The 13,239-nt window shown below is 71.4% G+C and carries 10 protein-coding genes, 1 tRNA gene and 1 pseudogene; 3 read left to right on the top strand and 9 right to left on the bottom strand.

The window, feature by feature from the left end:
• Window positions 1-4 precede the first annotated feature (4 nt).
• The 3 genes from AC07F3_RS03115 to AC07F3_RS03105 form a co-directional block, all read right to left on the bottom strand.
• Window positions 5-2,368: an ABC transporter ATP-binding protein/permease gene (locus AC07F3_RS03115; RefSeq protein ID WP_479109883.1), complete on the bottom strand. Its 2,364-nt coding sequence runs from the start codon at window positions 2,366-2,368 to the stop codon at window positions 5-7.
• A 196-nt stretch (window positions 2,369-2,564) separates the two neighbouring features.
• Window positions 2,565-2,638 (bottom strand) — tRNA-Pro (locus AC07F3_RS03110).
• Window positions 2,639-2,782: 144 nt separating this feature from the next.
• On the bottom strand, window positions 2,783-3,976 hold the full coding sequence (locus AC07F3_RS03105) for a Gfo/Idh/MocA family oxidoreductase (protein WP_479109882.1): 1,194 nt from the start codon (window positions 3,974-3,976) through the stop codon (window positions 2,783-2,785).
• Between the two features lie 1,234 nt (window positions 3,977-5,210).
• On the opposite strand from AC07F3_RS03105, the gene AC07F3_RS03100 reads away from it, so the two are divergent.
• Complete coding sequence (locus AC07F3_RS03100) at window positions 5,211-6,416, top strand: acyl-CoA dehydrogenase family protein (protein ID WP_479109880.1); 1,206 nt, start codon at window positions 5,211-5,213, stop codon at window positions 6,414-6,416.
• Between the two features lie 24 nt (window positions 6,417-6,440).
• Here the strand turns inward: AC07F3_RS03100 and AC07F3_RS03095 are convergent, their stop codons facing one another.
• From AC07F3_RS03095 to AC07F3_RS03070, 6 genes and pseudogenes are all read right to left on the bottom strand, one after another.
• Entirely contained in the window at window positions 6,441-7,013 is a 573-nt protein-coding gene (locus AC07F3_RS03095) for a GAF domain-containing protein (protein ID WP_479109878.1), read from the bottom strand.
• A gap of 2 nt (window positions 7,014-7,015) precedes the next feature.
• Window positions 7,016-7,633, bottom strand: a complete 618-nt coding sequence (locus AC07F3_RS03090) for a GTP-binding protein (protein ID WP_479109876.1) — start codon at window positions 7,631-7,633, stop codon at window positions 7,016-7,018.
• Window positions 7,611-7,982: a DUF742 domain-containing protein gene (locus AC07F3_RS03085; protein WP_053730983.1), complete on the bottom strand. Its 372-nt coding sequence runs from the start codon at window positions 7,980-7,982 to the stop codon at window positions 7,611-7,613. The genes AC07F3_RS03090 and AC07F3_RS03085 overlap by 23 nt, the downstream gene beginning before the upstream one ends.
• A 2-nt stretch (window positions 7,983-7,984) precedes the next feature.
• Window positions 7,985-8,419, bottom strand: a complete 435-nt coding sequence (locus AC07F3_RS03080) for a roadblock/LC7 domain-containing protein (RefSeq protein ID WP_114039489.1) — start codon at window positions 8,417-8,419, stop codon at window positions 7,985-7,987.
• A gap of 679 nt (window positions 8,420-9,098) precedes the next feature.
• Window positions 9,099-9,512, bottom strand: a pseudogene (locus AC07F3_RS03075) (ATP-binding protein); the annotation flags it as partial.
• Between the two features lie 1,167 nt (window positions 9,513-10,679).
• A complete protein-coding gene (locus AC07F3_RS03070; RefSeq protein WP_479109873.1) occupies window positions 10,680-11,093 on the bottom strand; it encodes a hypothetical protein in 414 nt (137 codons plus the stop codon).
• Between the two features lie 253 nt (window positions 11,094-11,346).
• Between AC07F3_RS03070 and AC07F3_RS03065 the strand changes: the two genes are divergently transcribed.
• Both AC07F3_RS03065 and AC07F3_RS03060 read left to right on the top strand, forming a co-directional pair.
• On the top strand, window positions 11,347-12,606 hold the full coding sequence (locus AC07F3_RS03065) for a sensor histidine kinase (RefSeq protein ID WP_479109871.1): 1,260 nt from the start codon (window positions 11,347-11,349) through the stop codon (window positions 12,604-12,606).
• Complete coding sequence (locus AC07F3_RS03060; RefSeq protein ID WP_479109869.1) at window positions 12,591-13,238, top strand: response regulator transcription factor; 648 nt, start codon at window positions 12,591-12,593, stop codon at window positions 13,236-13,238. The genes AC07F3_RS03065 and AC07F3_RS03060 overlap by 16 nt, the downstream gene beginning before the upstream one ends.
• Window position 13,239 lies beyond the last annotated feature (1 nt).

Genomic DNA, 13,239 nt, shown 5'->3' with positions numbered 1-13,239 from the left:
GTTCCTACTTCCGCATGACGGCCGGTTCATGGCGGCGCAGCAGTCTCGCGACCGCGATACCGAAGACGAGTGAGAGGGCGGCCAGCATGCCCATGTCGAGCAGCCACACCCCCGCGGAGTGCCGGAACAGCGGGTCGGCGGTCAGGGCCCCTGGCACGATCCTGCCGAGTCCGATGGTGCCCGCCATGGCGCCCAGCGCCCAGCGCGACGGCACGAGCCACGCGAGCTGCTCGACGCCGGGCACCCCGTTCAGTTTGAGGAGGGCGCCGCAGAACACCACCTGGACGATGGCGAGGAGCACGAGCAGCGGCATCGTCACCTCCTCCTTGCGCACGAGCGCCGACACGAGGAGCCCCAGCATCATGGCGGTGAACGCGAGCAGGGCCACCGCCAGGGCGATTTCCACCAGCGGTGGCAGGAGTACGCCCGCGCCGCCGGGCGCGCTGAGATCGACGCCGAGCAGAGCGACCAGCGTCAGGACCACGGCCTGCAGCACGGTGATCGTGCCCAGCACGACGACCTTGGACATCAGGTACGCCGATCTGGAGAGCCCGACGGCCCGTTCCCGCTGGTAGATGACGCGCTCCTTGACCAGCTCCCGGACGGCGTTGGCGGCGCCGGTCAGCACTCCGCCCACGCAGAGGATGAGCAGCGCGTTCATCGCCGTGTCCTGCGTCAGCCTGCTCCCCGCGAGGGCCCGGGCCATGGCGCCCATCACGAACGGCAGCGCGATCATGATCGCGAGGAACGTCCGGTCCGCGCCGAGCGCGGCCGCGTACCGCCGCACCAGGGTGCGGAGTTGGGACCCCCAGCTCTGCGGCTTGGGTGGCGGCGTGAAGGACGCGGGCGCGCCGGCCTGCGCGAGGGGGGCGCGGAACGGCTGTGCGGAGGAGTTGGCGATGTACTGCCGGTGGAACGGCGATTCCCGGTACTCCCGGGCCCAGTCCCGGTCACGGTCGGCCTCGAAGGCTTCGAACGCCTGCGGCCACTCGGTGAAGCCGAAGAACGGGAGCGCGTCCCGCGGCGGTCCGTAGTAGGCGATCCTGCCGCCCGCGGCGAGCACCAGGAGCCGGTCGCACACGTCGAGGCTGAGCACGCTGTGCGTCACGACGATCACCGTGCGGCCGTCGTCGGCGAGGCCGCGCAGCATGTGCATCACCGAGCGGTCCATACCCGGGTCGAGGCCGGACGTCGGCTCGTCGAGGAAGAGCAGCGACGGTTTCGTCAAGAGTTCGAGCGCGACGCTCACGCGTTTGCGCTGGCCCCCGGAGAGGCTGTGGATGGGCTGGTCGACGCGCTGTTCCAGGCCGAGTTCGCGGATGACCTCGTCGACCCTGGCCCGGCGTTCCGTCTTCTCGGTGTCCTGGGGGAAGCGGAGCTCGGCGGCGTAGCCGAGGGCGCGGCGCACGGTCAGCTGGGCGTGCAGGATGTCGTCCTGCGGTACGAGACCGATGCGCTGGCGGAGCTCCGCGTAGTCGCGGTAGAGGTCGCGGCCGTCGTAGAGGACGGTGCCGCCGTCCGCGGGGCGCAGCCCGGTGAGGGCGCCCAGCAGGGTGGACTTCCCCGCACCGCTCGGCCCCACGACGGCAAGCAGGCACTTCTCGCCCACGGGGAAGGAGACCTGGTCGAGGAGCGTCCTGCGGCCCCGGTCGACGGTGACCGTCAGGCCCTGGACGTCGAGCGACACCTCGCCCGTGTCGACGTACTCCCGCAGCTCGTCACCGAGCAGGCAGTACGCGCGGTGGCCGACGCCCACGATGTCCCCCGGCGCCACCGGCGCGCGGGCCACCGGCTGGCCGTTGAGGTAGGTGCCGTTGTGGCTGCCGAGGTCGACGATCTCGTACGTGCCGTCCGCGAGGAGTCGCAGTTCGGCGTGGCGACGGGAGACGACCAGGTCGTCGATGACGATGTCGTTGTCGTCGGCACGGCCGATGCGGACCGTGCGGGCGGGCAACGGGCGCACGCTCGTCGGTTGCCGGAAGGTGCCCGTGGCCGCGGGCATGCTGACGGAGGAGGGGCGCTCGGCGGGGACCGGCTCGGGAGGAGCACGACCGACGAGCACCGCGCGGGGGCCGTCCGTGACGCTGCCGAAGCGGATGACGCTGCCCGGCCCGATGTCCCCCTCCTGGATGCGCCGTCCGTCGGCGTACGTGCCGTTGGTGCTGTGCTCGTCCTCGATCGTCCAGTGGTCGAGCTCGGCGTGGAGGACGGCGTGGTGCCACGAGACGCGGGCGTCGTCGAAGACGATGTCGCTCAGGGGGTCGCGCCCCACGTGATAGTCCCGGCTCGGACTCATCACCGTGGAGCCGGTATCCGTCTCCAGGACGAGTTCGGGCGGGGTCGCCGCACGGGACCGCCACTCTCCCATGGCCTGAATTCTACCTATGCGTCCCCTTTGACGCCTGGGCTGAGGTACCCGCGCACCCTCGGCCGGGACGAGCACGGGGGCGGCTCCTCGCCGGGGACGGCCCACCCGACGGCACCGGCCCGCCAGAGTCCCCACAACGCGTCAGAGCCGGTGTCGGATGTCTCCGATACCGGCTCTGATCTGCGACTCTTTCGAGTCGGGACGACAGGATTTGAACCTGCGACCCCTTGACCCCCAGTCAAGTGCGCTACCAAGCTGCGCCACGTCCCGATGCCCGTCTGACCTGGGGTTTCCCCCGGCCGTTCGTGCATGAGAACAATACCGCACTTCCCCGGGTGGTCACGAACCCCTTTCCGCCCGGGCGCCCGGCGGGCCCGAACCGGGCGGAGCCGTCCCGGCGGGCGCGGCCGCGGTTCAGTCGGCGTCCTGCCGCTGCCCCCGCTCGAAGTACGCCACGAGCTCGGGGTCGAGCCGCGGCACCTCGCGGGGGGTGCCGCCGGCCCGCAGGGAGGCCGTGGCCTGGTAGCCCGCCGCGACCGCCATCCGGGCGGCGACCGGGGAGGTGTCCGTGACGCCCCCGTCGCGCACGAAGCGCAGGAACTCGTCGATGATCAGCGGATCCGCCCCGGCGTGCCCCTCGTCCTCCTTGGCGTCGGGGATCTCGTGCGTCTCGTCCGGCTCGGCCCGGTACTCGGAGCGCCGGGAGTTCCAGACCTTCACGTGGCCGCCGGGGCCGTCACCGAAGTTCTCCAGGCGGCCCGCGTCGCCGATGACCGTGTAGTTGCGCCAGTAGTCGGGCGTGAAATGACACTGCTGGTAGGAGGCGAGGACACCGTTGTCGAGGCGCATGTTGAGCAGCGAGACGTCCTCGATGTCGATCACCGGGTTGAGCGCGCGCTGGGTGTGCGGAGGCCAGTGGCCGTCCTCGGTGTACCAGTCCTCGGTCTTGGGTTCCCCGGGCGCCCGGCGGTGCGGGTTGTCGCCGTACACCATCAGGTCGCCCATGGCCTGGACGTCGCGCGTGTAGCCGCCGGACAGCCAGTGCAGTACGTCGATGTCGTGCGCGGCCTTCTGGAGCAGGAGGCCGGTGGTGTACCGGCGCTCGGCGTGCCAGTCCTTGAAGTACCAGTCGCCGCCGTAGCCCACGAAGTGGCGCACCCAGACCGTCTTGACGGTGCCGATGGCGCCGCGGCCGATCAGGTCGCGCATCATCCGCACGACCGGCATGTGCCGCATGTTGTGGCCCACGTACAGGCGGGTGCCGGTCTCGCGCGCCGTGTGCAGGATCTCGTCGCAGCGCTCGACCGTGATGTCGAGCGGCTTCTCGACGAAGGCGGGCTTGCCCGCGAGCAGCGCGGCGCAGGCCAGGTCGGCGTGCGTGTGGTCGGGGGTGAGCACCAGCACGGCGTCGAGGTCCGGGGCCTCGATCACCTTGCGGTGGTCGGCCGAGAGGGCCGCGCCGGGGAAGGCCTCGGCGGCCGCCTCGCGGGCCCGCGGGTCGGGGTCCGCGACGGCCGCGACCACGGAGCCGCGACCGGGCCGGTGCGCGGTGCGCGCGAGGGTGCCGCGCATGCCGTATCCGATGACGCCGATACGGAGGTCGGTCATGTCAACTTCCTTCACGTCGGGCGGTGTTGCGGTGGGGAGTGCGGCGGAACGAGGGGCCGTCCGGGCCGCGCCGGTGCGCGGGACGTACCGACCGGCGGGCACTGTGGTCGAGGGGCATGCTGCGCATTGTTCTCGATGTCGGTGGCCGCGGCAGGTACATCGCGGCAACCGTTGGCCCGCGTCGGCCGGACGGGCGCGCGCCCGGCCCGGGGAGTGGCCGGATTCCTCACCACTTCCCCACACCACAGGGGCCGCCGGCGCACAGCCGACGGCCCTGAGCCGCTCGGTCAACCCTCTTTCGCGTCGCCGGTCGATGTCCGGATGCCGATGCCTGGTGGCCGGAGCGTTTCGGTGCCGCGGAACCGTGACCTGGACGGCGTCCGGTTCCGCATCGCGCGCGGGGGCCCGCGCCCTTCACCACCTCATAGCACCGTTCGCGCCGGGCCACACCCCAAAGCGCCACCCCTGAACGCAACCGAAAGGGGCGGCACGACCTTCCGTCGCCCCTTACCGAGCCTTCCGACTCCCCTGCGGACAACCGGAGTTGAGGATCACGCGAGCCCGCCCGCGCCCCTTTCCCGGGGGCCGTGCCGACCAACGTCGCGCCACGGCGGCCGGCGCCGGAGGCCCGAAGCCGCCACCATCCCCGCCCGCCCGGCCCCCGGGACGCCGGGCACCGCACGCAGAACCACCAGGTCAGCACGGTGATCACGGGCCCCGGGCGCCCCCTGCGGAACGACACGGTCCGGACCTAACTGCCCTACGTGGCAAGGTTGTTAGCCACCCGACGCCACCCCGGCCGAGCCACGAGGACGGGCGGCACGGGTGCGCCTGCCTCCGGCGCTCATCCTCGAACGGGAAGGCGAGATCAATGACGACGAAGTCGAAGCGGAATCGGTTCTACCGTTGTCCCCGGATGTCACGACGGTGCCCATCTGGTTCCGCTTCCTGACCCTCAGTGCCACATGCCCACGAAACCTTTGCCGTTGGCATGTGGCAGAAAGTTGTGTGAAGGGGATGCAATCGACTGGGACCGAATGGGCCGGCCCGCACACAACACATCGTCATTCAACCGTCAACACGCTTGATTCTGGCCAAAGTTGACGCTGAATGTTGTACGAGCCGAAGGTGATCCACAGCATGATGGGGTCGGCCTCTTCGGGACGGGACCACTGCCGATGCACCACCTGCCGGGGCCTCCCGCGGCAGGCGTTTCGCGGAGGAGGGCTCGCGGATGGACGCATACTTCAACAGCCGACTTCACCAACAACTCAGGGAAGACGTACGCCACTTCGCGGAACGCGAGGTCCGGCCCCGGATCGCCGAGATGGAAAGGGCCCGCACCGTCCAGTACGAGCTGTCGCGGCTCATCGCCCGGCAGGGCTGGATAGGAGCCACCGTGAGTCCCGCGTACGGCGGGATGGGAGTCGGCCACCTCGGCAAGACCATCATCATCGAGGAACTGTCCCGGGTGAGCGGCGCGATGGGCGCGATGGTGCAGGCCTCCCAGCTCGGCGTCGCCAAGATCGTGCACTTCGGGAACGAGGAGCAGAAGAAGACCTGGCTCCCGGCCGTCTCCGCAGGTGAGTGCCTGCCGACGATCGCCGTCACCGAACCGGAGTCGGGCGGCCACGTGCTGGGCATGGCCGCGAGCGCGGTGCGCGACGGGGACGACTACGTCCTCAATGGCCGAAAAGTGTATGTCGGCAACAGTCACGTCGGGGATCTTCACGGCGTGATCCTGCGCACCGGACCCGGATCGAAGGGGCTCTCGGCCTTCCTCGTCGAGTCCGACCGGCCGGGCTTCTCGCTGGGCGAGCACCGCGAGTCGATGGGGCTGCACGGCTTCAGCTTCGGCGAGGTCTTCTTCGACAACTGCCGTGTCCCGGTGGCCAATCGACTGGGCGAGGAGGGTGACGGGCTCGCCGTCGCGTACTCCTCCAGCGTCCTCTACGGCCGGGCCAACCTCACCGCGGTCTCCCTCGGCATCCACCAGGCGATCCTGGAGGAGACCACCAGGTTCTGCACGGAGCGGATCCGCTACGGCAAGCCGCTGCACGAACTCCCCAACATCAAAATCAAGTTGGGGCAGGTGCAGTCCCGCCTGATGACGGCCCGGCTCGTCGCCTACCACGCGGTCGACCTGCTCGACCGGGGACTGCCGTGCGACGCGGAGCTCATGAACGCGAAGGTCGTCAACGTCGAGTCGGCCCTGGACTCCGCCCGCAACGCCATGGAGATCCATGCGGCGGCGGGCCTGTTCACCGACCGGCCCGTCGAGCGGTACCTGCGCGACGCCCACCACATCTTCGCCCCGGCCGGCACCTCGGACGTACAGCTGCTGCGGCTGGCCGAGGTGGCGCTGGGCACGGCGAAGGGCCAGTGGTCCGAGCGGCTCTGTGACCTGGTGCGGATGGAGGAGCTGGCGGCGGCCCACTGACCGTACGCGCATCGCGGGGACGGCTCAGATGCGGCCGTCCTCGCGCCGGTGGATCTGCTCGATCAGCTCCGCGGCCATCGACTTGATCGTCTCCAGACCGGCCCTGCCCCAGGGCCGGGGCTCGGTGTCGACCACGCAGATCGTGCCGAGTGCGATGCCCGTACGGTCGATGAGCGGCGCCCCGAGGTAGGACCGGATGCCGATCTCGTCCACGACCGGGTTGCCCGCGAACCGCGGGTAGTCGCACACGTCCTCCAGGACCAGGGCCTTGCGCCGGACCACGACGTGCGGGCAGTAGCCGTGGTCCCGGGCCATGATCCGGCTCACCCCGCCGGACGCCGCGGCCGCCGCCCCCAGGTCCGCGCCGTTGTGCGTGCCGTTCGGCGTGTGCAGCCCGGCGAAGAACTGCTGGTTCTCGTCAATGAAGTTGACCATCGAGAAGGGCGCTCCGGTCACCTCGGCGAGCTTGTGCGCGAACTCGTCGAAGGCCGGGTCGGGCCGCTCCCCCATGCCCAGCTGCCGCAGCCGCTGGACGCGGACCGGCGCCTCCCGGTCGACGGGGGTGAGCAGGAGATGGCCGGTCGGGTCGTACGTCATAGTCAAGCTCCATGGCTGGTGGCTGCCGGAATGGTGGCGAGCAGATGCTGGACCAGGGTGACCAGCGTCCGGATGCCGGAGCTGCCGATGCGGGCGTCGCACAGCACGACGGGGACCTCGGGCTTGAGGTCCATGGCAACCCGCACCTCCTCCGGGTCGTAGTGGTAGGCACCGTCGAACTCGTTGACGGCGACGAGGAATCCGATCCCCCGCCGCTCGAAGAAGTCGACGGCGGAGAAACACGCGTCGAGCCGCCGGGTGTCGGCCAGGATCACCGCGCCCAGGGCTCCCTCGGAGAGCTCGTCCCACATGAACCAGAAGCGCTCCTGCCCGGGCGTGCCGAACAGATAGAGCACATGGCGGTCGTCCAGGGTGATGCGGCCGAAGTCCATGGCCACCGTGGTGGTGGTCTTGGACTCGACCCCTTCGAGGCTGTCGTGGGCCACGCTGACCGTGGTGAGGAGCTCCTCGGTGGAGAGCGGTTCGATCTCGCTGACCGCCCCGACAAAGGTCGTCTTGCCGACCCCGAAGCCACCCGCGACGAGGATCTTCAGCGCGGTCGGGAAGAGGTCCGCGGCGTCCCCGTCGGGCAGGGCGTCAAAGCCGTCGTCGTAGGCCATCGAGCACTGCCTCCAGCAGAGATCGGTCGGTGGGTGTGTGGTGGAAGCGGGGGGCCCGGGCGGTCACCGCCCCGCAGTCCACCAGATCGGAAAGGAGCACCTTGGTGACGACGGCCGGCAGCCGTAAGTGCGCCGAGATCTCCGCCACCGACGTGGGCCCCTTGCACAGGCCGAGGGCCTGCGAGTGCTCGGGGCCCAGGTGCGTCTGGGGGATCGTGCCGGTGGCCATGACCTGGGAGAGCAGGTCCAGGGTCGCGGTCGGCCTGGTCCGGCCGTTGCTGACCGTGTAGGGGCGGATGAGCCGCCCGGCCGCGTCGTCCAGCCACGGCCCGTCCTGCGGGGCCGCCACGGTCAACTCCTCAGGCCGCTCGGTGTCCCGGCGCCCTGCCTGGCCGGCGTGACGAGATACGGCCGTACGCTCTTGACGAGCATGGCCATCTCGTAGCCGAGGACCGCCGCGTCGGCCTCCCGGCCTGCCAGGACGGCGAGACAGGTGCCCGAGCCGGCCGTGGACACGAACAGCAGTGTGGAGTCGAGCTCCACCACCACCTGCCGGACCTCGCCCCCGTCGCCGAAGCGGGCCCCCGCGCTGCGGCCGAGCGAGTAGAGGCCCGAGGCGAGCGCCGCCATGTGGTCGGCGCTGTCGGTGTCCAGTCCGTGAACGGATTTCACCAGTCCGTCGGAGGAGAGCAGAACCGCATTGCGGGTGTAGGGCACCCGCTGGACCAGTCCGCTCAGCAGCCAGTCGAGGTCCGAGTGGTGTCCGGTCGGCGCATCGCTCGCCATGGTGCATCTACTCCTTGGAGTGTTCGGCGTCAGTTTCCGACTGGAGCGCCTGGGGTGACAGGTGGGTCGACTGTGCGGGGTGGCTCTGCTGTGCCTCTGCGAGGCCGATCCCCCGCTGGAAGGCGGCCATCAACCCCGGGTCGTGCAGGGCGTGTTCGTCTTCCTTGCGGGGTGCGGGGGCGTCCCGCAGCTGGGGTACGAGGTGCTCCTGGCTGCGGCGCCGGGGCAGGTCGGGCCGGCCCATGGTGCCGCGCACGGCGCCGTTCTGGGCCCTCGGTGTCACTGGCATCCGGGACTCGACGGGCTCGGGGGCCACGCCGTGCTGGATGCCGGGAGGTGCGGCCGCCGGGTTGGGCCGCTCGTCGTGCGCCCCGCGCACGGGCAGCGGTCCGTTGCCGTGGCCGGCCGTGGTCGGCTCGGCCAGCTGCTGCCGGGGCGGCGGAATCAGGTCGGCGCCGGGGCGCGCCTGGTGTACGGGCTCCGGCTGCGGGGGTGCGATGGCGGGCTGCGGGACGGCGGGCGGCAGCGGCGCGCTCGCCTCGGCGGGACGCGCGGGCTGCGGCACCACGGGGATCTGGCCGGTGCTCTCGCGCTCCGTGCCCTGCGCCGCCTGCGGCTCGGGCCTGCCCGGCTGGTTGAGGCCTTCGGGCTCGGAGCCCAACAGGCCCTGCGGCAGCACCAGTACGGCCTGGACACCGCCGTAGATGTTGGTCTGGAGACGGACGGCGATGCCGTGCCGCCGGGCCAGCGCGGAGACCACGAAGAGCCCGATGCGCCCGTCCTGGAGGAGGTGGGCGACATTGACCTGGTCGGGATCGGACAGCAGCGCGTTCATCTTGTTCTGCTCGGTGACCGGCATGCCGAGCCCGCGGTCCTCGACCTCCACGGCCAGACCCGCCGTCACGAACTGCGCGCGCAACAGGACTTGGGTGTGCGGCGCGGAGAACACCGTGGCGTTCTCGACGAGTTCGGACAGGAGGTGGATGACGTCGGCCACGGCGTGGCCGCGCAGCGTGCCGTCGATCGGCGGGACCAGCTTGACCCGGGGGTACTGCTCCACCTCGGCGATCGAGGAGCGCAGGACCTCCGTCATGGTGACCGGGTGGGACCACTGGCGGCGCGAGATGGCGCCGCCGAGCACGGCGAGGTTCTCGGCGTGGCGGCGGATGCGGGTGGCCAGGTGGTCGACATGGAAGAGCCCCTTGAGCAGCTCGGGGTCCTCGACCTCGTTCTCCAGCTCGTCCAGGAGCTGGATCTCGCGGTGCACGAGGGACTGGAGCCTGCGGGCGAGGTTGACGAAGACCTCGACCTTCTGCTCGTTGCCGACGCTGCTGGAGAGCTGGGAGGCCTGCACCACGGCGGCCACGGCCGCGTCGTGGGAGCGATTCAGCTCGTGCGCGAGCAGCTCGAACTCGTCTGCGCCGGGCGGCAGTTGGGCCGGAGCCGGCCGCGCGGGCGGCCCTTCGCCGCGGCGCAGCGCCTCCACGACCGTACGGAGGTCGGCGGCCGAGCGGGCGCTGCCCCGGCGCAGCCCGTTGGCCCGGCCGAGCACGGTCTTGGCGGCCCGGTCGGCGCCGATCCCGGCCGCGATCAGGGCGGCGATGGCGAGCGCGGCGAGGCCCGCGAGCACGGCCCAGAGCCCCACCGAGGGGTGCCGGCCGGTGGAGTGCAGGGTGAAGGCGACGGCCGCCGCGCCGCACAGCACCGCCACGGTGGCGGGCAGCACGGCGGCGCGCAGCAGCTGCGGGCGTATGCGGGACTCGGGTGACGGGCGCGGCCCGGGGGGCGTCGGCGCCCGGCCCGCGGGGGCCGGACGCCCGGCCTCGGCGGTGGGCTGATGCGGCCGGGTGGCGTTGCGGCCGTGCCGCCCGCCCTCGCGGCGGTCCGGCCGCGCGGCGGGTGCGCGGAGATGAGACATCGGCGTCCTCGGTGCGTTGGGTCCCATGGATCATTCTGGCAGGCCCAACTCGGCTGATGTAAGGCCCACTTTGATCGTCGACCACTCACCGTAGTCGCCAATCCATCACCCTCGGTGCGCAGTTGGCAAAGTTCCACGCACGGCGTCCCGCTCTGGTATGACGCATCGTACGACAGACCGATAACGTGCGGGATCTTCAACTCACCCCGACGGAACGGCCGATGCCATGTCCTGCCCCGCGCGTTCCGTTTCGCGTCCTGGGGAAGGTTTGGCCCATGCCGTGGGACAGGGGCGGGCTGGACATGGGTTCGAAGGGGGGTCCCGCAGCGCCCCCGCCCTCCGTCACCCCGCCTTGGGAAACGCGGCACGCACCCCGGCCCCGTTGACGACGAAGGCCGTCGCGGCGATCGTCAGGGCGCAGATCACCTGCAGGGCGACGAACCACGGCGGCAGGGCGCCCGGGATCATGTCGATGGCGACGATCGCGACCGGTACGGCGAGCGAGATGACGCGCACCCGCACATAGGCCCAGCGCTTTCCCCGTGCCGCGAGGGTCGTCAGCCAGTAGGTCACCGCGGCGCTCGCGAGCACTCCGCCCGAGCGGCCCCACATGAACGAGGTCACCGTGTGTCCGGTGAGCGCGCGGACGACGACCGCGAGCAGGACGGCCGCGCTCAACGCACCGTAGGCCGCGACGATCAACTTCGCTTTGCGGAAGGCGCGTTGGGTGGTGGCTTCGGGGGCGTGGGTGTACATGGCTTCCTCCGTCTGTGGCGCTTCGGGATGTGCGGTGTGGTCTCGACGTTAGGAATCGCGCACGGGGGCCGGTATGGGTCTGGGCGCACAGGCGGGTGGGTCCAGACCCACTCCCTGCCCGATCCGGGGCTCACCGGCCGGTGAGCGGTGCACAGTGGAGATCACGAAGCCGTAGGGACCTGAGGGGCCTGGTGACGGCTGCCGGTGCCACGGTCGGGTGGGCATCGGACGGGACAAGGGGGAAGGAAGGGTCATGCGACAGCTGCGCACATGGGTGACCGGTGTCGGTGTGGGGTTCGTCCGTGCCTGTGCGGTGGCGGGCGCCACCCTGGTGATTCCGGCTGTGTGGGCGGCCTCCACAGCGCTGGGGATCTGGTGGGGTGCGGCGAACCCGTGGTCGTGGCTCGCGCCGGCCGTGCTGGTCTGCGGGGGCACGCTCGGTCTGTCCCGGCCGGTCTGCCGCCTGGTCCGCCACCTCGTCGCGCGATGGACCGGCACCGTCATCCCCGCCGGATACCGGCGGCCGGGGCCGGTGACACGGCTGTCCACCGGCTACTGGTGGAACGGCTTCGGCTACGAGCGCACCAGCCGCGACGCCGCTGCGGACCAGCGGATGCGGCTGTGGTGGAAGGACCCCGCCACCTGGCGCGACGTGCGGTTCGCCGTGATCGTGCCGGTCACCGCGGGGGTGGTCGCGGCCGTTCCCCCGGCAGCGCTCGCGGCCGCGGTCGTGGGGTTCGGCGGGACGGGGCTCGCCCCGCGCCTCGTCGGGCCGCTCGGCCTGGTCGTGGCCGTCGCCACGGCGCCCTACGCCTGGCGGCTCCTCGGGCCGGTGGCCGCCCGCTTCCTGGGGGCGTCGGCGGCGATGGCGCTGGCCGAGCGGGTGGACGAGCTGACCGCCCAGCGCGCGGACACCACAGTGGCGCAGGCCGCCGAGATCCGCCGGATCGAGCGGGACCTGCACGACGGGGCGCAGGCACGCCTGGTCGCGCTCGGGCTCTCCCTAGCGACCGCGGAGAAGCTGATGGACACCGACCCGGAACAGGCCAGGGCGCTGATGCGGGAGGCGCGGGCCGGGGCGACGACGTCCCTGACCGAGCTGCGCGAACTGGTCCAGGGAATCAATCCGCCCGTGCTCAACGAGCGCGGACTCGTCGACGCCGTGCGCGCCTTCGCCCTGGACAGCCCGCTCGAGGTGGAGGTCCGCGCCGACGGCGAACTGAGCCTGGACCCGCCGATCGAGTCCGCCCTGTACTTCGCCGTCGCCGAACTGGTCACCAACGCGGTCAAGCACGCCCGCGCGAGCAGGGCGCGGATCGGGATCGGCCGGAGCGGCTCCGACCTCGTCGTGGAGGTCGAGGACGACGGCAGGGGCGGTGCCGGTGTGCGCGCCGACGGAGGCCTGGCGGGGCTGTGCCGCCGCCTCGCCGTCTTCGACGGCACCGTGGAGATCACCAGCCCGGTGGGCGGTCCGACGCGGGTGAGGATGATGGTGCCATGCGCATCGTTGTAGCCGAAGACCTCTACCTCCTGCGGGACGGCATGGTCCGCCTCCTCCAGGCGTACGGGCACCAGGTGGTGGCGACGGCGGCCACCGGGCCCGAGACGCTGGCGGCAATCCTTGAATTCCGGCCGGACGTCGCCGTCGTGGACGTCCGCATGCCGCCGACCCAGTCGGACGAGGGGCTGCGGGCGGCCCTCGCCGTCCGTCGCGAGGTGCCCGGCTTCCCCGTCCTGATCCTCTCCCAGCACGTCGAACAGCTCTATGCCCGCGAGCTGTTGGCCGACGGCGCCGGGGGCATCGGCTACTTCCTCAAGGAGAGCGTGTTCGACGCCGACCAGTTCATCGACGCGCTGGAGCGCGTCGCCGCCGGCGGCACCGCGATGGACCCCGCCGTCATCGCCAAGCTGCTGTCCAGCGGGTCCTCGCACCGGCTGCTCGAAGGGCTCACCGAGCGCGAGCACGCGGTGCTCGGCCTCATGGCCGAAGGCCTGTCCAACCAGGCCATCGGCCGGCGGCTCTTCCTCAGTGAGAGCGCGATCAGCAAGTACACGACCTCGATGTTCGGCAAACTCGGCATCACCGACGACGACAGCAACAACCGCCGCGTCCTCGCCGTCCTCGCCTACCTCAACCACCCCTGAC

Source organism: Streptomyces sp. NPDC045846, from assembly GCF_056431605.1.
The sequence above is the reverse complement of the archived record's forward strand: the minus strand, read 5'-3'. Positions and strand labels throughout refer to the sequence as shown.